Origin of the sequence: Isoalcanivorax indicus (assembly GCF_003259185.1) — a bacterium.
GTDB lineage: Bacteria > Pseudomonadota > Gammaproteobacteria > Pseudomonadales > Alcanivoracaceae > Isoalcanivorax > Isoalcanivorax indicus.
Genome location: NZ_QGMP01000001.1, coordinates 2,146,889 through 2,165,615 on the forward strand (window position 1 = coordinate 2,146,889; position 18,727 = coordinate 2,165,615).

General features: G+C 62.9%; 19 protein-coding genes. 5 read left to right on the forward strand and 14 right to left on the reverse strand.

The annotated features are described in order from the left end of the window. The first annotated feature begins 13 nt into the window (after nucleotides 1–13). Nucleotides 14–607 carry an exopolysaccharide biosynthesis protein gene (locus tag DKW65_RS09815; RefSeq protein ID WP_111657068.1) on the forward strand — a complete coding sequence of 198 codons (594 nt, stop codon included), beginning with the start codon at nucleotides 14–16 and terminating at the stop codon, nucleotides 605–607. 49 nt (nucleotides 608–656) lie between these two features. Here the strand turns inward: DKW65_RS09815 and DKW65_RS09820 are convergent, their stop codons facing one another. Continuing rightward, nucleotides 657–1,076, reverse strand: coding sequence for a PaaI family thioesterase (locus DKW65_RS09820; protein ID WP_111657069.1), 420 nt, complete (start codon nucleotides 1,074–1,076; stop codon nucleotides 657–659). Nucleotides 1,077–1,213: 137 nt separating this feature from the next. On the opposite strand from DKW65_RS09820, the gene DKW65_RS09825 reads away from it, so the two are divergent. Next, nucleotides 1,214–2,935, forward strand: coding sequence for a proline--tRNA ligase (locus tag DKW65_RS09825; RefSeq protein WP_111657070.1), 1,722 nt, complete (start codon nucleotides 1,214–1,216; stop codon nucleotides 2,933–2,935). A 9-nt stretch (nucleotides 2,936–2,944) separates the two neighbouring features. Here DKW65_RS09825 and DKW65_RS09830 read toward each other — a convergent pair whose 3' ends face one another. Further along, complete coding sequence (locus DKW65_RS09830) at nucleotides 2,945–3,967, reverse strand: DUF4062 domain-containing protein (protein WP_245932460.1); 1,023 nt, start codon at nucleotides 3,965–3,967, stop codon at nucleotides 2,945–2,947. A gap of 163 nt (nucleotides 3,968–4,130) precedes the next feature. Here DKW65_RS09830 and DKW65_RS09835 point away from each other — a divergent pair, with 163 nt between their 5' ends. Beyond that, the gene (locus tag DKW65_RS09835; protein ID WP_111657072.1) at nucleotides 4,131–4,877 is read left to right on the forward strand and encodes a ParA family protein; all 747 of its coding nucleotides are present in this window, start codon (nucleotides 4,131–4,133) and stop codon (nucleotides 4,875–4,877) included. A 1-nt stretch (nucleotide 4,878) separates the two neighbouring features. Here DKW65_RS09835 and DKW65_RS09840 read toward each other — a convergent pair whose 3' ends face one another. Next, the gene (locus tag DKW65_RS09840; RefSeq protein ID WP_245932461.1) at nucleotides 4,879–5,625 is read right to left on the reverse strand and encodes a TIGR04219 family outer membrane beta-barrel protein; all 747 of its coding nucleotides are present in this window, start codon (nucleotides 5,623–5,625) and stop codon (nucleotides 4,879–4,881) included. Between the two features lie 79 nt (nucleotides 5,626–5,704). After that, nucleotides 5,705–6,718 carry a zinc-dependent alcohol dehydrogenase family protein gene (locus DKW65_RS09845; RefSeq protein ID WP_111657073.1) on the reverse strand — a complete coding sequence of 338 codons (1,014 nt, stop codon included), beginning with the start codon at nucleotides 6,716–6,718 and terminating at the stop codon, nucleotides 5,705–5,707. A 142-nt stretch (nucleotides 6,719–6,860) separates the two neighbouring features. Between DKW65_RS09845 and plsB the strand changes: the two genes are divergently transcribed. Then, nucleotides 6,861–9,365 carry a glycerol-3-phosphate 1-O-acyltransferase PlsB gene (plsB, locus tag DKW65_RS09850; RefSeq protein ID WP_111657074.1) on the forward strand — a complete coding sequence of 835 codons (2,505 nt, stop codon included), beginning with the start codon at nucleotides 6,861–6,863 and terminating at the stop codon, nucleotides 9,363–9,365. On the opposite strand, the gene DKW65_RS09855 is transcribed toward plsB, so the two are convergent. Genes DKW65_RS09855 through yoaA form a run of 5 tightly spaced genes read right to left on the reverse strand, consistent with a single transcriptional unit; the run spans nucleotide 9,344 to nucleotide 14,003 of the window. Further along, entirely contained in the window at nucleotides 9,344–10,114 is a 771-nt protein-coding gene (locus tag DKW65_RS09855; protein ID WP_245932462.1) for a class I SAM-dependent methyltransferase, read from the reverse strand. The genes plsB and DKW65_RS09855 overlap by 22 nt on opposite strands. After that, nucleotides 10,111–10,908, reverse strand: a complete 798-nt coding sequence (locus DKW65_RS09860; RefSeq protein ID WP_111657075.1) for an undecaprenyl-diphosphate phosphatase — start codon at nucleotides 10,906–10,908, stop codon at nucleotides 10,111–10,113. Before DKW65_RS09860 ends, DKW65_RS09855 begins: the two co-directional genes overlap by 4 nt. After that, nucleotides 10,908–11,378 (reverse strand): acyl-CoA thioesterase, encoded by a 471-nt coding sequence (locus tag DKW65_RS09865; RefSeq protein WP_111657076.1) that lies wholly within the window; start codon nucleotides 11,376–11,378, stop codon nucleotides 10,908–10,910. The genes DKW65_RS09860 and DKW65_RS09865 overlap by 1 nt, the downstream gene beginning before the upstream one ends. Next, complete coding sequence (tsaB, locus tag DKW65_RS09870) at nucleotides 11,375–12,070, reverse strand: tRNA (adenosine(37)-N6)-threonylcarbamoyltransferase complex dimerization subunit type 1 TsaB (protein ID WP_111657077.1); 696 nt, start codon at nucleotides 12,068–12,070, stop codon at nucleotides 11,375–11,377. Before tsaB ends, DKW65_RS09865 begins: the two co-directional genes overlap by 4 nt. Next, the gene (yoaA, locus tag DKW65_RS09875; protein ID WP_111657078.1) at nucleotides 12,051–14,003 is read right to left on the reverse strand and encodes a DNA repair helicase YoaA; all 1,953 of its coding nucleotides are present in this window, start codon (nucleotides 14,001–14,003) and stop codon (nucleotides 12,051–12,053) included. The genes tsaB and yoaA overlap by 20 nt, the downstream gene beginning before the upstream one ends. A gap of 89 nt (nucleotides 14,004–14,092) precedes the next feature. On the opposite strand from yoaA, the gene mobA reads away from it, so the two are divergent. Further along, the gene (gene mobA / locus DKW65_RS09880; RefSeq protein ID WP_162925795.1) at nucleotides 14,093–14,665 is read left to right on the forward strand and encodes a molybdenum cofactor guanylyltransferase MobA; all 573 of its coding nucleotides are present in this window, start codon (nucleotides 14,093–14,095) and stop codon (nucleotides 14,663–14,665) included. A 76-nt stretch (nucleotides 14,666–14,741) separates the two neighbouring features. Here the strand turns inward: mobA and DKW65_RS09885 are convergent, their stop codons facing one another. The 5 genes from DKW65_RS09885 to adk form a co-directional block, all read right to left on the reverse strand. Further along, nucleotides 14,742–15,497, reverse strand: coding sequence for a hypothetical protein (locus DKW65_RS09885; protein WP_162925796.1), 756 nt, complete (start codon nucleotides 15,495–15,497; stop codon nucleotides 14,742–14,744). A 512-nt stretch (nucleotides 15,498–16,009) separates the two neighbouring features. Continuing rightward, nucleotides 16,010–16,270 carry a cell division topological specificity factor MinE gene (minE, locus tag DKW65_RS09890; RefSeq protein WP_111657080.1) on the reverse strand — a complete coding sequence of 87 codons (261 nt, stop codon included), beginning with the start codon at nucleotides 16,268–16,270 and terminating at the stop codon, nucleotides 16,010–16,012. Continuing rightward, on the reverse strand, nucleotides 16,270–17,088 hold the full coding sequence (minD, locus tag DKW65_RS09895) for a septum site-determining protein MinD (protein WP_111657081.1): 819 nt from the start codon (nucleotides 17,086–17,088) through the stop codon (nucleotides 16,270–16,272). The genes minE and minD overlap by 1 nt, the downstream gene beginning before the upstream one ends. Nucleotides 17,089–17,106: 18 nt before the next feature. Continuing rightward, the gene (gene minC / locus DKW65_RS09900) at nucleotides 17,107–17,850 is read right to left on the reverse strand and encodes a septum site-determining protein MinC (RefSeq protein WP_111657082.1); all 744 of its coding nucleotides are present in this window, start codon (nucleotides 17,848–17,850) and stop codon (nucleotides 17,107–17,109) included. A gap of 135 nt (nucleotides 17,851–17,985) precedes the next feature. After that, nucleotides 17,986–18,648: an adenylate kinase gene (gene adk / locus DKW65_RS09905; RefSeq protein ID WP_111657083.1), complete on the reverse strand. Its 663-nt coding sequence runs from the start codon at nucleotides 18,646–18,648 to the stop codon at nucleotides 17,986–17,988. Between the last annotated feature and the right edge of the window lie 79 nt (nucleotides 18,649–18,727).

The following is an 18,727-nucleotide window of genomic DNA, read 5'->3' on the forward strand; positions in this document are numbered from 1 at the left end:
TGCCTAACGCGGCATGGACACAACAGGTGAAGCGCATAACCTCGAAGCGCTGATACAGCAGATTCGGGACGCGTCCGAAACGTCCGGGGAGGTTTCCATTGGCCAGATCATGGAGGCCATCGGTCGCCGCTCTTTCGGGCCGATCCTGCTGTTTGCGGGCGTCATTACACTGGTGCCGGTCATCGGCGGCATCCCCGGCGTGCCGACCGCAGTGGCCATTCTGGTATTGATTGTCGCCGCCCAGCTGATCGTGAAACGCGACCGGGTCTGGCTTCCCGACTGGCTGCTGCAGCGCGCCGTGTCTCGCGACAAGGTACTGAAAGCCCTCGGCTGGTGCGAACGTCCCGCAGACTGGCTGGACCGCATCATGAAACCCCGGCTGGAAGTCTTCGTTGAGGGCACCGCCTTCTATGTCATGACAGCCCTGTGCATTGCCGTAGCCGCCATGATGCCCGTCATGGAGCTGGTACCGTTCAGCGCCATCGCGGCAGGCGCCGCGCTCACCGCGATGGGGCTGTCACTGATTGCGCGGGATGGTGTGTGGGCGATTATCGCGATCGTCATTGTGCTGATCGGTGTGGCCGGATTGCTGTACTACTTCTTGTAGCGGCTCTGCGTTTTAGCCGCTCCTGTCCACCCCTTCCCTGAATCCCCCTTCATGGCAACGCGTAAATGCCTGTCACATGCGCCACCGGTGCGTCTTCAGGCTGCCCGGCCCCGTCATCCGAAAACAGACTGACTTCCAGCACCACCGAACGCCGTCCCAGGCGAATGATGCGGCATTCGGCGATCAGGTCGCGGGGCGCCGGGCGGCGCAGAAAGTTGATGTTCAGGTTCTGGGTCACCGCCATTTCCACCCGGCCCAGGGTGCCGAGGATGGCGGCATACATGGCGGCGTCGGCCAGGCCCATCATGGTGGGGCCAGACAAGGTGCCGCCGGGACGGATCATGCTGTCGCGGAAAGGCTGGCGCACCCGGGCGCTGTGGTTGCCGGCCTGCTCCACCTGCAGGCCGGTGTCGGCGGTGGCAGGCAGGCCACTGTAAATCACGTTCTGGACTTGTTCGGCGCTGAGCATCGGTTCTCCCCGGCGGTGATAGGCGCGGACTCATCATAGCGGCATGTGGCGGTGGTGGCACCGTGGACATGGGGCGTGGCTGGCTTACAATGGCGACCTTGTTGGCTTTCATTCACCCCGACTATCAGGATTGAGCAATGCGCGCTTCCCGTTACCTGCTGGCCACCGTCAAGCAAACCCCCGCCGATGCGGTCGTTACCAGCCATCAGTTGATGCTGCGTGCAGGCATGATCCGCAAGCTCTCCTCGGGCCTCTACAGCTGGCTGCCGCTGGGGCTGCGGGTGCTGCGCAAGGTCGAGAACATCATCCGTGAGGAGATGGACCGCAGCGGCGCCCAGGAGGTGATGATGCCGGTGGTGCAGCCGATGGAGCTATGGGAGGAGTCCGGTCGGGCCTCGGCCTATGGCCCGGAGCTGCTGCGCATCACGGATCGCCACAACAATCCCTTCTGCCTGGGGCCAACGCACGAGGAAGTGATCACGGATCTGGTGCGCAACGAGCTGCACAGCTACAAGCAGTTGCCGATGAACTTCTACCAGATCCAGACCAAGTTCCGCGACGAAATCCGGCCGCGCTTCGGGGTGATGCGCTCGCGCGAATTCATCATGAAGGACGCCTACTCCTTCCACCTGGACAACGAGAGCCTGGCCGAGACCTATCAGGTGATGTACGACACCTACTGCCGCATCTTCGACCGGCTGGGACTGGATTACCGGCCGGTGGCGGCGGATACCGGCGCAATAGGTGGCTCTGCGTCGCATGAGTTCCATGTGCTGGCTTCTTCCGGAGAGGACGATATCGCCTTCTCCGACAGCTCGGACTACGCCGCCAATGTGGAGCTGGCCGAAGCCATTGCTGAAGGCGAACGGGCCGCGCCCGCTGAAGCGATGAAGCAGGTGGACACGCCGAACGCAAAAACCATTGCCGAACTGGTGGAGCAGTTTTCGCTGCCCATCGAGAAAACAGTGAAGACGCTGATCGTGCAGGCCAGCGACAGCGCTGGCGGCGGGCTGATCGCACTGCTGGTGCGCGGCGATCACGAGCTGAACGATATCAAGGCAGAAAAGCTGCCCCAGGTGGCGGCGCCCCTGCGCTTCGCGACGGATGAAGAAATCCGGGCGGCCATTGGTGCAGGGCCGGGCAGTCTGGGTCCGGTCAAACTGCCGATTCCGTGCATTATCGACCGCAGCGTGGCGCTGATGAGCGACTTCGGTGCGGGCGCCAATGAAGACGGCAAGCACTACTTCGGCATCAACTGGGAGCGTGATCTGCCGCTGCCGGAGATCGCTGATCTGCGCAACGCCGTGGACGGCGACCCCAGCCCGGATGGCGAGGGCCGCCTGACCATCAAGCGCGGCATCGAGGTGGGGCATATCTTCCAGCTGGGCACCAAATACTCCGAAGCCCTGAAGGCCGCCGTGCTGGATGAAAACGGCAAGAGTGTGGTGATGCCCATGGGCTGCTACGGCATCGGCGTCACCCGGGTGGTGGCCGCCGCCATCGAGCAGAATCATGATGAGCGCGGCATTATCTGGCCGCAGGCGATTGCCCCGTTCCAGATCGCCCTGATTCCGGTAAATCTGAAGAAGAGCCCGCGCGAGCGGGAGCTGTGCGAGCAGCTGTATTCTGACCTGACGTCGGCGGGCTATGAGGTGTTTTACGACGACCGCGAGAAAGAGCGGCTGGGCGTGAAGCTGGCCGATGCCGAGCTGATCGGTATTCCGCACCGTATCGTGGTGGCGGAACGCGGTCTGGATGCCGGGGAACTGGAATACCGGGCGCGCCGTGACGATGACAACACGCTGGTGCCGGTGGAGGACATTCTGGACTTTATCGAGCGACGGCTGAGCCGCGGATAAAGGGTTCCCTCAGGAACGCCGCCGGGCGAGCAGCTGGCTCATGGCCTGATCACCCAGCGGCGTCAGTTGCCAGGCCACCTGGGTGCGGCCGGGGCGTGGCGGGCATTTTCGGATCAGTCCCAGCGCGCGCAGGTGAATCTTCACCTGATTGAAGCTGTCGGTATCCAGCACCACATTACGCACAGCGTGGGCCTTGGGCATACTGACCTGCACGTCGCTCAGGGCATGACGGGCAATATGCTCTTCCAGGGCCTGGCGCATCACGTTTTCCGGCACTTCATCCAGCATCTGTGGTGCCACACAGGCGGTCACCTGATCCCAGGTCATGCTGGTCTGGGCACTGCTCACCTTGCAGTCCCCCTTGATGAAGACATTGCAGCTGTAGCCCAGCGTGACCCGATCGCTGCCACGCGCCAGGTGCTCCAGCGGCGGGCGCAGGCCCTGGGTCAGCTCTTCTTTCTCGCGCTCCAGCGCTTCGATGCGCTGTTTCAGCATCTGTACCTCCAGATCCGACGCGGCATCCGAGGTGGCGGCGCGCACCCAGCCGGATGACGGGGCCTTCTGCACCAGTGCGGGCATGCCCTTCCTGACGGCTTCGGCCAGATCAGCGGGGGCGTTCCAGTAGCGCACCAGGCACTTCTGTTGCAGCAGCTTGCGGAAATCGTTGAAGCGCACATCGCCTTCGCGGGTGGCTTCGCGGCGCTCCGACGGCAGGAAATCCGGGGCGTCATGCAGAAGCGCCAGCACCGGCTTGCCCTTGGTGGCCGCATAAACGTATTCGCGGTGGGTATACGACAGGCCAATGGGCGACAGGGTGCCGTAGCGGCCCCCTACCAGCACCAGATAGTAATCACACTCGTTGATCAGCTTCTGGATCATGGCCCAGTGGTTATTGGACTCGGTCGGGTACAGCTCCATGCCCACGGGAATCATGCCCAGTGACAGCAAGGCCAGCATCAGCTCCTGCCGCGCTTCGGGCAGGTCGCTGTAGGTGGAGCTGACGAAAACCTGGTACTTGCGCTCGATACTCAAGCAGACTCCTGTCGCGGGCGCGGTGTCGAAATGGCTGTGAGAGGACGTATTAAATCCACTTTGCCCCCCGGTCACAAGGTGCGGTCGCCCGTGGCCGCCACCGGAACCCTGGGGTACAGTACGGGTTCCAGGGTTTCGGGGGCCTGGCCCCGGGGAGCGTCCGATGCAGACGATTGCCTTCTACAACCTCAAGGGCGGCGTGGGGAAGACCGCCGCCGCCGTCAATGTGGCATGGCATGCCGCGCGCTGGAAGCACCGCACCGTGCTGTGGGATCTTGATCCTCAGGGTGCAGCCAGCTTCTATCTGGGCGTCAACGGCGAGAAAAGCTACAAGGCCGGCAGCCTGGTCAAGGGCAAACAGCCCGTCGGCAGACTGCGCGTGCCGACCCGCTATCCCCAACTGGACGTGATCCCCTCTGATATCAGCTTGCGCAATATGGACCTCAAGCTGGCCGAACCCGGCGCCGGGCGTGGCAGCCTCAAACGTCTGCTGGAACCCCTGGGCGAAAGCACCCGTCTGGTCATGCTGGATTGCCCGCCCACGCTCAGCCCGGTGGCCGAAAGCATCTTCGCAGCGGCGGATTGCCTGGTGGTACCGGTCATCCCCACACATCTGTCGTTGCGTGCTCTGGAGCAGGTCAGACAGTGGCTGGACGACAAGGGGCTCAGGCATCTGCAGGTGCTGCCCTTCTTCAATATGGTGGACCGGCGTCGGCTGCTGCATGTGGAGATGCTGGTCAAGCCACCCGCCGCCATGCGTGGTGGTCTGAAGACCTGGATCCCCTACTCCACGCATGTCGAGCAGATGGGTGAACACCGTGCGCCGGTGGGCGAGTTCGCCCCGCACACACCGGCGGCACGGGCCTTTCAGTCGCTCTGGTTCGAACTGGCCAAGCGACTGAAGCTGTAGCTCAGAAGCTCACCGACAGGGCCAGATAGGGGCCACCGAATTCCAGGTCGGCATCCAGGCCACTCACGTCATCCAGCTTGATGTTGAAGTGGCTGTAACCCAGTTCCACCCCCAGCAGGAAGTCGGAAACCCAGCCCACGCGTGCGGTGTAGTCCTCAAGGCGGCTGCCGTCATAGCGGATGGTGTTGATTTCGCCTCCGGCATAGAAACCGCTGAACGGCAGATTGACCCGCGCGCCCAGGTGCAGCATCGGGAAGGTTTCGCGGGCAGACTCATTACCTTGCACCGCAGCGGGTTCGGTACGCACATCGAACTCGGCGTCGAGGCGGCGTACATTCAGGCCCGCATCCAGCTTCACCATATTGTCCAGCGGCGTGTAATAGAGCGTCAGGTCTGTCATGTCGAGATCGAAGCTGGAACGCACATCCCCCGCAAAGGCCTGGCCGTCAAATACGAAGCCAGCGGTGGTGGCACGACCGGAATCCGACAACGCCATATGCCGCAAACGCACGTTCGGCACCAGCGGCACAAAGTGCTCCAGCCCGAAATACAGTACATTCTGGCGCGAGCGATCAAATCCCAGGTCGTCTTCCATATCCACCCGATCACCGTCGGTATCGACATAGCCCGACACGTCGGCGTTCCAGGTATAGGCACCCGCGTAGATATTCACCAGCGGGGCGGCGTGTGCGGCGGGGGCGAGGGCCAACGCGCCTGCGGCGGCCAGCACAATGGTCTTGCGCATCATGGAATCTCCTTGGTCATTTTTGCTGCTTTTTATGCAGCAAGTATGGCATCCAGACCGCACCACCACCACCGGCAGCGCTTCAGCGACCATAATCCAGACACAGTTTGCCGGTGTGCCCGGCCGCCTGCATGGTCTGCAACGCCTGTGGCAAGCCATCAAACCCGAACACGTCGCCCACCACCGGACGCAGCTGATGCAGTGATATGGCCCGATTCATGGCCTCGAACTGCTCACGGTTGCCCACGGTAATGCCGCGCACGGTCACATTCATGGCCATGATCTTCGCCGTGGGCACATTGGCCGCCACACCGGCCAGCACGCCGATCATCGAGATATGCGCACCGATACGCACGGCATTGAGTGATTCCGGCAAGGTGCCCGCACCGCCAATTTCCACCACCAGATCCACGCCTTCACCAGCACAGGCCTCACGCACAGCCCGACCCCAGCGCGGTTCACGCTGGTAATTGATCAGATGATCCGCGCCCAGGCCTCGCGCCAGTTCCAGTTTTTCGTCACTGGAGGAGATCACCACGGTTTCCGCACCGAGCAGACGAGCAAACTGCAGCGCAAACAGGCTGACACCGCCGGTACCCTGAATCAGTACCCGATCACCGGCCTTGATCCGGCCCTCGACCACCACCGCCCGCCACGCGGTCAGGGCAGCGCATGGCAGCGTCGCCGCTTCAATGTCGGTGAGATGCGCCGGGCATGGCACGAAGGCGCTGGCCGGAGCGACCATCTGCTCCTGCAGGGCACCCGGCAGGGTTTCGCCGGTGACGCCGCGCAGCACCGCCAGCGAGGGCCCGCCCGCCACCCAGCCAGGAAAGAAGCTGGTGGTAACCCGATCTCCCACGGCCAGCGTGGTCACGCCATCGCCCAGCGCCTCAACCACCCCGGCGCCGTCCGACAGGGGCACCTGGGGCAGCGGCATCTTCGGGTTGGCCATCCCCATCACTGTGGCCAGATCGTGGTAGTTCAGCGACGCCGCGTGCATGCGCACCCGGACCTGACCCGGGCCGGGCTCGCCAACGGCCTTGTCTACCGGGACCAGGCCATCGGGGCCGAAGCGTTCCAGCTGTATCGCGCGCATGAGATTCTCCTTCTGGTCTGAAGGCCGCAGCATACATGACCAGCCGGTCACTGTTACACCCTGAAATATCACGCTGCTATGCCCACAGGGCGCATTTGTTTACACTTTCTTCACCTTTTCAGGCCATTTCTCGACAACAACTATGACTTTCTGGTTTGGTCTCGACCGCCTCTTCTTCTTCATTGCCCGCCTGTTTCTGACCTGGTGTACCCGCGTCACCTGCTTTCCCCGGGATATCAGCGAGCTGGAACTGGATGCCACCCGGCCGATCCTCTATGTGCTGCGTGATGCCTCAGTGGCCGACATGCTGCTGCTGGATCGTGAAACGCGGCGCATGGGGCTGCCGAGCCCGCTGGACAACCTGGCCCTGCCCGGGCACACCTTGCGGCGCAGCTACTACTCGCTCTACCGGCGCAACAATCTGGTCGGTCGCGAACGTGTCAGCCCGCCGCCCCGGCGATTGCTGCGCGCGGTGGAGCATCTGGCGGAATATGTCGATGAAGATGTGCAGATCGTGCCGGTCGCCCTGTTCTGGGGTCGCCGACCAGAGAAGGAAAACTCCCTCTGGAAGATCATGTTCGCCGACAACTGGTCGCCACCGGGCTTCATCAAGAAATTCTTCATCATCCTGACCCAGGGGCGGCAGCTGTTCATGAATATCAGCGCGCCGATTTCCCTGCGCCAGCTGGTGGACCAGCCTGCGGATGTGGAGCGCACCGTACGCAAGACCCAGCGCATTCTGCGGGTGCATTTCCGCCGCCAGCGCGAGGCCATGATCGGGCCTGACCTGTCACACCGCCGTACCCTGGTGAATACCCTGCTCGACAGTGCCCCCGTGCGCGAGGTGATTCGCAAGGCCGCCGACGAGGCGGGCGAGCCCTATGAAAAGCATGAGGCGCATGCGCGTCGTTACGCCATGGAAATCGCGGCGGATTATTCACACACCGTCATCCGCTTTCTCGAAGTGGTACTGGAATGGGTCTGGAACCGGCTGTACAGCGGTCTGCGGGCCTACAACATGGATACCCTGCAACGCATCGCGCGCGATCATGAGGTGATCTACGTGCCCTGCCATCGCAGCCATGCCGATTACCTGCTGTTGTCCTATCTGGTCTACAAGCATGGCCTGGTACCGCCGCATATTGCGGCGGGCATCAACCTGAACCTGCCAGTGATCGGGACGATCCTGCGCCGGGGCGGCGCTTTCTTCATGCGCCGCAGCTTCAAGGGCAATCCGGTTTATGCCGCCGTATTCAATGAATACATGCACATCATCCTCAGCCGCGGCTATTCCATCGAATACTTCGTCGAAGGCGGTCGCAGCCGCAGTGGCCGCATGCTCAAGCCACGCCCCGGCATGCTGGCCATGACCGTGCAGAGCTTCCTGCGCGATCACAGCCGCCCGATTGCCCTGGTGCCGGTGTACATCGGCTATGAAAAGCTGATTGAAGGCAGCACCTATATCGGTGAAATGCACGGTCAGAAGAAGGAAAAGGAAAGCATCTTCGGCTTCCTGAAATCCCTCTCCGTGCTGCGCAAGCATTTCGGCGAAGTCCATGTGAACTTCGGTGATCCGATCAAGCTGGGCAGCTTTCTCGATGAGCAGACCCCTGGATGGCGCCGCATTGATCTGAAGCAGCCGCTGCCGGACAGCATCAAGCAAACGGTGGACGCGCTGGGCACCGAGGTGGTGACGCGTATCAATGCGGCGGCCGTGGCCAACCCGGTCAACCTGCTCAGCCTGGCCTTGCTGGCCACGCCGAAACACACCATGGACGAGGTGCAACTGGGCCGCCAGTTGGCCCTCTATGCGCACCTGCTGGGCGAGGCGCCTTACAGCCGCTCAGCGATGCTCGCCCGCAGTGAGCCTGGCGAGATCATCCAGTACGGCATGGATAACCATTTCATCCATCGCATCGAGCATGCCATGGGCGACCTGATCAGCACCGATCCGGTCACCGCGCTGCAAATGGCGTATATCCGCAACAACAGCCTGCATCTGTTTGTGTTGCCGGGGCTGGTGTGTTCACTGCTGGGCGATGGCCGCGATATTCCACAGCGTCATCTGCAACGCCTGGTCCGACTGTTGTATCCGTTCTTCCGTTCGGAGTACTTCCTGCACTGGCGCGAAGACGGCGAGCTGGATCAGGCGGTGGAGCAGATTCTGCGCGTGCTGGCCGATCAGGGCCTGATCCTGCGCGAAGGCGACATGGTGCGCAGTGCACCGCTGCATACGCTGGAATCCGACCTGCTGGCGCACCTCGGGCAGACCGTGGCGCAGGCGCTGGAACGCTACTACCTCACCATCCGCATCCTGGTTCAGCACGGCAACGCCCGGCTGGACGCCGAAACGCTGGAGGAACTGGCGCACCTGACCGCGCAGCGGCTGTCGCTGCTGTACGAGTTCAATTCACCGGAGTTTTTCGACCGCGCCGTATTGCGCAACTTCATTCACCAGCTCCAGGTGTACAAGCTGGTGGAGCGGGATGACCACGGCATGCTGTGCTTTGATGATCGCCTGCAGGCCATGGATGACGAGGCCCGGCGCATCCTCAGCCCGGACCTGCGCCAAGGCATCGTGCGCCTGACGCGACTGTGTGAGGCCCGGCAACAGGCAGCGCAAACTCAGGCCGGCAACACGCCGTAAACATCGAAGCGCACCGTCTTGCCGCTGTGGGCATGGGACGGTGCGCGACCTGCCAGAGGCGCGGCTCGCAGGGGCCGCTTCACCACCACCCGCTTGCTGGCCGTCGCCAGGGCCGCCGCCAGCAGTGCGGCCTCTTCCGTCTCATCGGGCGTAGCGTCGGTCAACCACTGCAGCCAGACCAGTTCCTTCTTCACCGCCGCCGACTTGTCGCGGGCCGGAAACATCGGGTCCAGGTAGACCACCGTCGGTGCCTCACTGGACTGTGCCAGCCAGGCGCAGCTGTCTGCCTGCACCAGAGTGAGGCGCCCGGCCAGCAGCGGCGCGCGGGCCAGGCCATCGGCCAGCAGCGCATGCAGCACCGGGTGCCGTTCCAGCATCACCACCTGCCAGCCTGCCGCCGCCAGCAGGGCGGCGTCACGGCCCAACCCGGCCGTGGCATCCACCAGCAGGCCGCCCTCATCCGGCAATCGCCCCGCTGCGCGCACCAGACGCTCGTGACGCGCCCGTTCCGCTGACAGACGATAGCCCATGCGGCCACCGGAGAAATCCACGTAGAGCGGCGTCTCGCGCCCCTGAGGACGCCACAGGGCCAGCACACCGTCTCGCGTGCCGAGCACCAGCGGATACGCCGCAGCCGCAGCCTCGTCCGGCAGGCGTGGCCCGGCCAGCTGCGCCGGGGCGCCCGGCAGCAGGGCCAGCCGGGCCGGGCCGGTTGCCTGACAGGCGTCGGTCACAGGAAGATCGGTCACAGGAAGAACAGCACCAGCAGCAGCCCCAGCGCCAGGCGATAGATCACAAAGGGCAGCATGCCCAGACGTGTCACCATGGCGATAAAAAAGGCGATGGTCAGATAGGCCACCACGCCGGAGATCACGCAGGCGACCAGCAACTGCATCAGGGTAAAGATCTGCTCGGCCTGAGCCAGATCGGTGCTCATCAGCACGATCGCGCCGAGAATCACCGGGATCGACATCAGGAAGGAGAAGTTGGCGGCATCCTCGCGGCGCAGGCCAAGCAGCAACGCAGCCGTAATGGTGACGCCGCTGCGAGACGTGCCGGGGATCAATGCCAGCGCCTGCGCCAGACCGATCAGCGTGGCGATACCGAGCCCCACGCCCATCACCGTCAACTCGCGACGGCCGACAACATCAGCGACCCACAGCAGCACACCGAACACCAGCGTGCTGGACGCAATCACGGCCACCGAGCGGGTATGTTCGGAAATCAGGTCCTTGCCAAGAAAACCGACAATGACCGCTGGCAGCGTCGCCCAGCCAATCAGCAACGCCAGGCGCAGGTCGGGATTCAGTTGCCGGGTGCGCAATCCCCCCAGCGCCCCGCCCGCCATGGCCCCCAACGAACGGCGGTAATACCACATCACCGCAAACAGGGTGCCGATATGTACGGCGACATCAAACGCCAGGCCCTGATCTTCCCAGCCCAGCATCTGCGCCGGCAGGATCAGATGTGCAGAACTGGAAACGGGCAGGAATTCGGTCAGGCCCTGGATCACCGCCAGGACAATCGTTTGCAGCCAATCCATCAGGTGTCCTGCTGTTGCGGCAACGATTGTTGCGATGACGGCGCCTCAGGTGCCGGGTACCCGCGCACAAATTCTTCCGGCATGCGCTTCGGCTTGCCGCTGTCCAGCGCCACACAGACCCAGTCCGTATCGCCCCGCACCAGCGTCTCACCGTCGCGCTCGCGCACGATCTGGTAATGCCGCGTCATGCTCAGGCGCTGATCATTGCGGGCGATCCAGGTGGCCACCAGCAGCGTCTCACCGGCCAGCGCCGGGCGCAGGTACTGGATTCGGGTTTCCCGGGCCACAAAACCGCGATTGAGGCGCTGGTACAGCGCCCAACCCAGGCCCAGTGCTTCAGTATGTGCCCAGGCCGCCACTTCAAACCACTGCACATAGGCCGTGTTGTTGGCATGGCCCATGCGATCAATGACATCGTCGCCGACCGTGATGCGGCTGATGAAAGGTTGCGGATAATCCCATTGCGTCATGGTGTCTTTCTCGCCTGCGCCGCTTTGGTGTGGACCACCCGATCACGCAGGTACACCGGCAACGCCTGCTCTGCCGGCACACCTTCACCGGCCGCCAGGCGCGGCGCGGCGAGCCGGGCAACCGTGCCTGCCCGCGGGTGAATGGTTTCGTCCCAGTTGGCCAGCGCCGGCTCCACCGCCTGCAGCGCCGCCCGATGTACCCCTCCCGAACCGGCACCGCCGCGCAGTCCTTTCGGCAGCACGGGCAGCGCCTGGGGATGGGCCAGGCAGTCCGGTAACAATACTTCCAGGCGGTCGGTACCGGCACTGCGATAGGCGCCCAGATAAAGTTCGTCCATACGCGCATCGAAAGCAATCAGCAGCGGCGCATCAAGGCCACGATCCAGCGCCGCCAGCGCCGCCGAGGCCAGGGTCGAAATCCCCATCACCGGACGATCCAGCGCAAAGGCCAGGCCCTGGGTCACGGCCACCGCGACTCGCACGCCGGTAAAGGCCCCGGGACCCTGCCCGAAGGCAATGCCATCCAGTTGATGACGGCTGATACCTGCCTCGGCCAGCAGGCTGGCCACCATCGGCAGCACCCGCTCGGTCTGGCGCCGCGGCGCCAGTTCGAACTGCTCCAGCAGCCTGCCATTATCCAGCAGCGCGACAGAACAGGTTTCCGTTGCTGTTTCAATTGCCAGTATTTTCATCCTGCGCCTTCAACATGCGAAAGAAGCGCTCCACAACCTCCTGCTTTCGGGTCCGGGTCATGCCCGGCAGGCTGTCGAGAAACAGGCGGCCATAGCCGCGATTAACGATGCGTGGGTCAGCCACCACCAGCAAGCCGCGATCCTGCGGATCACGAATCAGGCGGCCTGCCCCTTGCCGCAACGTCAGCACGGCTTGCGGCAGTTGAAATTCACGAAACGGCTGCCCGCCACGCTGGCGAATGGTTTCAATACGCGCAGCCGCCACCGGATCTCCAGGGGAACCGAACGGCAGCTTGTCGATGATCACGCAACTGAGCGTGTCACCGCGCACATCGATACCTTCCCAGAAACTCGCCGCACCGAGCAGCACGGCATTGCCACGCTGGCGAAACTCATCCAGCAACTGGCGACGCCCGGCCTCGCCCTGCACCAGCAGCGGAAAATCCAGCCGTGACCTTAGCAGTTCAGCGGCTTCACGCAAGGCCCTGTGACTGGTAAACAGGAAGAAGGTTCGGCCTTCGGCGGCACGAATCACCGGAATCATGACCTCCACCACAGCACGGGTGTAATCCGGTGAATCCGGCATGGGCAGATTTTCGGGCACATAGAGCACCGCCTGACGGCGAAAATCGAAGGGGCTTTCCAGCCGCAAGGTGCGCGCCTCCCCCAGCCCCAACCGATCGGTAAAGTGACGGAAGTCCCCGGCCACGGACAAGGTCGCCGACGTAAACACCCAGGCACACCGATGTCGCGTGCGGTGCGCATCAAAGGCATCCGCCACCGTCAGCGGCGTAGCGTGCAGCACGAACGCCCGGCGGAAATTCTCGAACCAGTAGACCTGCTGCGGATCAGCCGCCGCCACCAGTCGCCGCAACGTGGCCAGCAACTCACTGCATCGTCGGCAACAGTTATCCAGGCCACGACTGGTCTTGTGCAGCGGCGTCAACGCCTCGTCCAGCTCCTCCAGCCGCGCCAGTAACGCATTGACGGCCTCGTTCACCGCCGGCAGACCCGCCACCTCCGACCAGGGCGCACGGCGCCCCTCATCGCCCATTGCCAGGCGCATGTCCGCCACAGCTCGATCAATGGCCGCGCACAGGCTGTTCAACGCCTGCAGATCGGCCGCCGTATGCCCGGCTTCGCTGAGCAGATCGCGGGTCAGCTCGTTGACCTGACGGGCACTCAGGGATTCGCCAAAGAACGACGCCGCCACATCCGGCAACTGATGCGCCTCATCAAAGATCACTGCATTGGCGCTGGGCAACAGCTCTGACACGCCCTCGCCCTTGAGGGCCGCATCAGCAAAAAAAAGATGATGATTGACCACCACCAGGTCGGCCTCCTGCGCCGCCTGACGTGCCCGCATCAGCGGACACTCGCTGTATTGCGGGCAATCCTGCCCCAGGCAGTTGTCGGTGGTACTGGTCACCCATGGCCAGACCGGCGCGTCTTCGGGCAGCTCTTGCAGTTCCGCCAGATCACCGGTGCGCGTGCGCCCCGCCCAGTGCGCCACCACCTGCAACTGCTCGGCCGTTTCCCGCGTCAGAAAACGAGCCTCTTCCCGGTGCAACGCCAGGCGGTAGGGGCACAGGTAATTGGCACGGCCTTTCAACAGCGCCACCTGGCGACGCACACCCAGCGCGCGAATCACGACCGGCAGATCCTTGAAGAACAACTGATCCTGAAGGCTCTTGGTCCCCGTGGACACAATCGTCGGCCCATCCGCCAGCAGCGCGGGCACCAGATAGGCCAGCGTTTTACCGGTGCCGGTTTCAGCTTCCACCACCAGCGTGCCCAGAGTCTCCAGCGCATCGGCCACGGCCGCCGCCATATCCAGCTGCGGCGCCCGCGCACTGAACCCGGGAATGGCAGCGGCAAACCGCTCGCTGTCGCGCAGCACCTGAATTACCTGATTCGCCGCTTCCGTTGTCATCCTGGGCCTGTTGAAATAGGGCAGTGAAAGGCATGAGTGCCGCGCGAAGCATAACGGATGCCGCTGACCGACCCAACCCGGGAGATTCAATGCCAGTCTGCTCACTGATCCTGCTTGCCGGTGGCGCCGGACGGCGCATGGGCGGCGTCGACAAGGGATTGCTGCCCCTGGAAGGCCAACCGTTGATCAGCCACCTGCTGTCGCGCTTCGCCGGGGGGCATCAGGTGCTGATCAGCGCCAACCGCAACCAGCTCGCCTACCACGCCCTCGGCAGCCCCGACATCAAGGTCTGCCCTGACCTGCGTCCGGATTTCCCCGGTCCACTGGCGGGCATCGAAGCCTGTCTACCCTTCGCACAACATGATCGCTGCGTGGTCTTGCCGTGCGACATGCCATGGCTACCGGAAAACCTCGTGCAGGCCCTGCTTGACGCACGCCATGACCGCGCTCAGATAAGCACCCTGCACGACGGAGAACGCCGACAGCCACTGTGCATGGCATTTTCCCGGCGGCACTGGGCGAACAATCTGCGCGATTATCTGGATCACGGCGGCCGCAGCGTGCATGGCTGGCTGGACGACAAGCCGGTCATCGACGTGCGCGTGAAGGGCAAAGCGCGCGACTTCGACAATCTCAATACGCCCGACGCCTGGCCACACTGAAAAGTGTTACCAATCGGAACAGTTCGCCCATAAAAAAACCCCGCCGAAGCGGGGTTTTCTTTACTGCGTGCTACCTTCAGCTGGCTTTCGCCTTGGCCTTCGGCGGACGACCACGACGGGCTGCTTTCTTGCGCGCCGGTGTCTTGCGGGCCGCTTTCTTGCGAGCTGGCGTCTTGCGAGCCGCCGTCTTGCGCGGTGCTGTCGCTTTTTTCACCTTGGTTTTGGCTTTGCGAGCCTGCTTCTTGGCCTTGGCGGCAGCCTTCTTGGCCGCCGCTTTGGCTTTGGCAGCCGCTTTCTTGGCAGCAGCCTTGGCCTTGGCAGCCGCTTTCTTCTGCGCAGCCTTCTCTTTCTTGGCGTCTTTGGCCGCCTGAGCACGCACCTTGGTCGCGTAGTTACGCTCTGCGGTACGCAGTTTCTTGCGCTCACGGGTGACCAGTTTCTTGGCCGCCGCCTGCTCGCCACGCACCAGCTTCATCTGGTCACGCAGTTCCTTGACCTTCAGACGCAGGGTGTTGACCTTGGCGCGTGCAGCTTCCACGGTGCGCTTGGCCGCAACGGTGTTGCTCTTGCGAGCCTTTTCACGCTTGGTTTTCAGGTCGGCGCGGGCCTTGACGAGCTTGGCGTTCTCCGCGTCTACCTTCTTGCGCTGCTGGGCCAGCTTGGTGGTGGCCTGATCTACCTTCTTGGCGGCCTGATCCAGGACTTTCTGCTGGAGTTTGACCTTCGCTTCTGCATTGCTCACCGACTTCGGCACTGCCACTTTCTTCACTGCCGGGGTCTTGCGAGCAGCAGCCTTTTTACGGACTGCCTTCTTCTTCGCTACTCGAGCCATGATTGATCTCCTAAGCCATTACTCTGTTTTTGGTACTGCAACGGCTGAAAAGTAGCATAAAAAAAAAACGGTTGGTACATAAAATAGCCAACATTTTTTCCCGAAAGTAAAAAAAACGGCCGTTGAGCCCCCTTGGTTGCCCTTAAAACCCCTTTTTCAGAAAAAAATCACCGGCGACCACATTTTTACGCAGATCGACGGGACTCTCCCAGTGACGCAGATTGTCACCCGAAAATCATGCTGTTCAAGGGAGAGAGTATTCGTCTTGAGTGGGTTCCATTCTGTTTTTTTCAGTGGTTATGGCCCACGGGGGAGGGGTAAGGGCTTTCTGGACCTTCGAGAGGCATGGATGCCGAACGAGAGCTTACAGGGACGTACTTGCAGCGTGTCCAGAAAGCCCTTACCCCTCCCCCGAGAACCCTGACCGCCAAACCAACCAGAATGGAGCCCAAAAAAAGCCCGCTGTGTTGGCAGCGGGCCGGGTATTGCGTGCCGTCAGGGCAGCAGATGGATCAGGACGGGTGGTTTTCTGGCAGGGTGATGTTCAGTTCCAGGATTTCGCAGCCGGAATCCCGATCCACCTGGACATTCACCGCATCCGGGTCCACCGGCACGTACTTGCGCACCACCGCCAGCAGTTCTTCCTGCAATTGCGGCAGGTAATCCGGACCACCCCGCGTGCTGCGCTCCCGCGCCACAATAATCTGCAAACGCTCCTTGGCGACCGCCGCCGAGCGCTGCTTTTTCGGTAGCAGATAACTGAAAATGCTCATCACTGCCCCCCGAACAGACGACCCAGCAGGCCCTTGCGCCCCGCGGTCAGGAAACGGTGCGGCACCTCGTCACCCAGAAAACGCGCCACCGCGTCCAGATAGGCCTGGCCCGCATCGGATTCCGTGTCCAGAATCACCGGCGAACCGGCGTTGCTGGCATTGAGCACCGCCTGGGATTCGGGAATGACCCCCAGCAGGTCGATCGCCAGGATTTCCCGCACATCGTCCACCGACAGCATCTCGCCCCGGATCACACGCTCGGGGGAGTAGCGCGTCAGCAGCAGACGGGCCGGGATATCGCCACCGCCCTGCTCTGCGCGCCGGGTCTTGCTGGCCAGAATGCCCAGCATCCGGTCTGAATCGCGCACACTGGAGACTTCCGGGTTGGTCACCACCACGGCCTCATCGGCATAGTAAGCCGCCATCAGGGCGCCCTTCTCGATGCCAGCGGGGCTGTCGCAGATGATGTAGTCCATGGCCATGTCGTCGCGCAAGGCATTGAGCACACGCTCCACGCCTTCCTGGGTCAGGGCGTCCTTGTCGCGGGTCTGCGAGGCAGGCAGGATGAACAGGTTGTCCACCCGTTTGTCCTTGATCAACGCCTGGCGGATGTTGGCGTCGCCATTGATCACGTTGACCAGGTCGTACACGACGCGGCGCTCGCAACCCATAATCAGGTCCAGGTTACGCAGGCCCACATCAAAATCGATGACAGTGGTCCGGAACCCCCGCAGGGCCAGTCCTGTGGCCAGCGCCGCGCTGGTGGTGGTTTTGCCGACACCACCCTTGCCGGATGTCACAACCACGATTTTCGTCACGCAATACTCTCCTTCAGATTAACGACGCTTCAAAGAGGGAATGAGCGGCGAGAACTGCATGATCTCGCCGTCCAGGGAAATCTGTACCGGCTTGTCCCGGCAGTCATCAGGCAGGTCTTCCGCCACGCGATAATGGCCGGCGATGGAGATCAGCTCGGCATTGAGTTGCTGGCAGAATACACGCGCTGACGTGTCACCCCGCACGCCGGCAATGGCGCGGCCACGCAGGTTGGCATAGACGTGTATGTGCCCTTCGGCGAGCAGTTCGGCACCGGTGCCCACGGGCGCCAGCACGATCATGTCACCCCGGCTGTAAAGCTGTTGCCCGGAACGCACTGGCTGATCAACGACCAGGGTTTCGGCGCGATTGGCCAGCAGCGGCGGCTCGGCCTCTTCCCGGGCGGCAGGCGCAGGGGCCGGCTCACGCTTTACCGGGCGGCCGTTGCCCAGCGCCATCACCCCCAGACCCAGGGCGCGCATCTCGGACTCGTCCACCGCCGGAGAGGCAGCCACCGCCACCAGATTCATCTCGCGATCGCGCAGCAGCTCCAGAATCAGCGCCAGCTCCACCACGGAGGCACCGCTGGCAGGCAGGTCAAGGACGATAGGCACCTGCCGCAGCCAGTCGGGGGACTCGGCCAGATTACGGTCCAGTTGCGTGCCCAGGGTGTCAGTATCGAGGGTTTTCAGATGCAGGACCGTCATCATCAACATGCGGCCCTTGAATTCAAGAACGGTATTTTCTTCAACCACGGCGGTCATTCAGATCTGCCTTGAAAAAGATGATCTCCGATGGAGCATGCGCGCGGAGCAAAGTTTCTCGGGAAATTGTAAAAAAAGGAAACGGTGTGAACCTGGCCCCGGCCAGCATGAGAGGGCCGGGGCGCGCGGGAAGTCTTACTTGCTGCCGAGTCCGGCAAAGATGCGGTCACGGATATCCTGCATGGAACCGATGCCCGGGACGCAGATATACACTGGCACCTTGTCGTTGCCTTCCACGGCCGCCAGCTTGCGGTAGAAATCCACCAGCGGACGGGTCTGTTGCTGATAGACCTCCAGCCGCTTGCGCACCGTCTCTTCCTTGTCGTCGTCACGCTGTACCAGCGCTTCGCCGGTCACGTCGTCCTTGCCCGCTTCCTTCGGCGGGTTGTGGTCGATGTGATAGACGCGGCCCGAGGCCGGGTGGACGCGACGGCCGGACAGGCGAGCGATGATCTCCTGATCATCCACGTCCAGCTCGACGATAAAGTCGATGTCGATGCCCGCATCGACCAGCGCCTGTGCCTGGGGAATGGTCCGCGGAAAGCCGTCAAACAGGAAGCCGTTGGCGCAATCCGGCTGCTGGATGCGTTCCTTGACCAGGCCGATGATGATGTCATCCGATACCAGGCCGCCCGCATCCATTACCTTTTTGGCTTCCAGGCCCAGGGGCGTGCCCGCCTTCACCGCGGCGCGCAGCATGTCGCCGGTGGAAATCTGCGGGATACCATACTGTTCCATGATGAACTGCGCCTGAGTGCCTTTACCGGCCCCCGGCGCGCCAAGCAGGATAACGCGCATAGAACTCTCCATCTGTGGCCCAGGGCCCCGAAAACGCGCCACTTTACCCGCAAGACCGGCAGCGGACAAGCGCCGCCGC

Excerpts from the sequence above, each read along its gene's own strand:
- DKW65_RS09860 (WP_111657075.1), bottom strand. The coding sequence starts at position 10,908 with ATGGATTGGCTGCAAACGATTGTCCTGGCGGTGATCCAGGGCCTGACC.
- plsB (WP_111657074.1), top strand. The coding sequence starts at position 6,861 with ATGACTTTCTGGTTTGGTCTCGACCGCCTCTTCTTCTTCATTGCCCGC.
- minE (WP_111657080.1), bottom strand. The coding sequence starts at position 16,270 with ATGAGCATTTTCAGTTATCTGCTACCGAAAAAGCAGCGCTCGGCGGCG.
- DKW65_RS09815 (WP_111657068.1), top strand. The coding sequence starts at position 14 with ATGGACACAACAGGTGAAGCGCATAACCTCGAAGCGCTGATACAGCAG.
- adk (WP_111657083.1), bottom strand. The coding sequence starts at position 18,648 with ATGCGCGTTATCCTGCTTGGCGCGCCGGGGGCCGGTAAAGGCACTCAG.
- DKW65_RS09840 (WP_245932461.1), bottom strand. The coding sequence starts at position 5,625 with ATGATGCGCAAGACCATTGTGCTGGCCGCCGCAGGCGCGTTGGCCCTC.
- DKW65_RS09885 (WP_162925796.1), bottom strand. The coding sequence starts at position 15,497 with ATGGCTCGAGTAGCGAAGAAGAAGGCAGTCCGTAAAAAGGCTGCTGCT.
- DKW65_RS09865 (WP_111657076.1), bottom strand. The coding sequence starts at position 11,378 with ATGACGCAATGGGATTATCCGCAACCTTTCATCAGCCGCATCACGGTC.
- DKW65_RS09820 (WP_111657069.1), bottom strand. The coding sequence starts at position 1,076 with ATGCTCAGCGCCGAACAAGTCCAGAACGTGATTTACAGTGGCCTGCCT.
- tsaB (WP_111657077.1), bottom strand. The coding sequence starts at position 12,070 with ATGAAAATACTGGCAATTGAAACAGCAACGGAAACCTGTTCTGTCGCG.
- mobA (WP_162925795.1), top strand. The coding sequence starts at position 14,093 with ATGCCAGTCTGCTCACTGATCCTGCTTGCCGGTGGCGCCGGACGGCGC.
- minC (WP_111657082.1), bottom strand. The coding sequence starts at position 17,850 with ATGACCGCCGTGGTTGAAGAAAATACCGTTCTTGAATTCAAGGGCCGC.
- yoaA (WP_111657078.1), bottom strand. The coding sequence starts at position 14,003 with ATGACAACGGAAGCGGCGAATCAGGTAATTCAGGTGCTGCGCGACAGC.
- DKW65_RS09845 (WP_111657073.1), bottom strand. The coding sequence starts at position 6,718 with ATGCGCGCGATACAGCTGGAACGCTTCGGCCCCGATGGCCTGGTCCCG.
- DKW65_RS09825 (WP_111657070.1), top strand. The coding sequence starts at position 1,214 with ATGCGCGCTTCCCGTTACCTGCTGGCCACCGTCAAGCAAACCCCCGCC.
- DKW65_RS09835 (WP_111657072.1), top strand. The coding sequence starts at position 4,131 with ATGCAGACGATTGCCTTCTACAACCTCAAGGGCGGCGTGGGGAAGACC.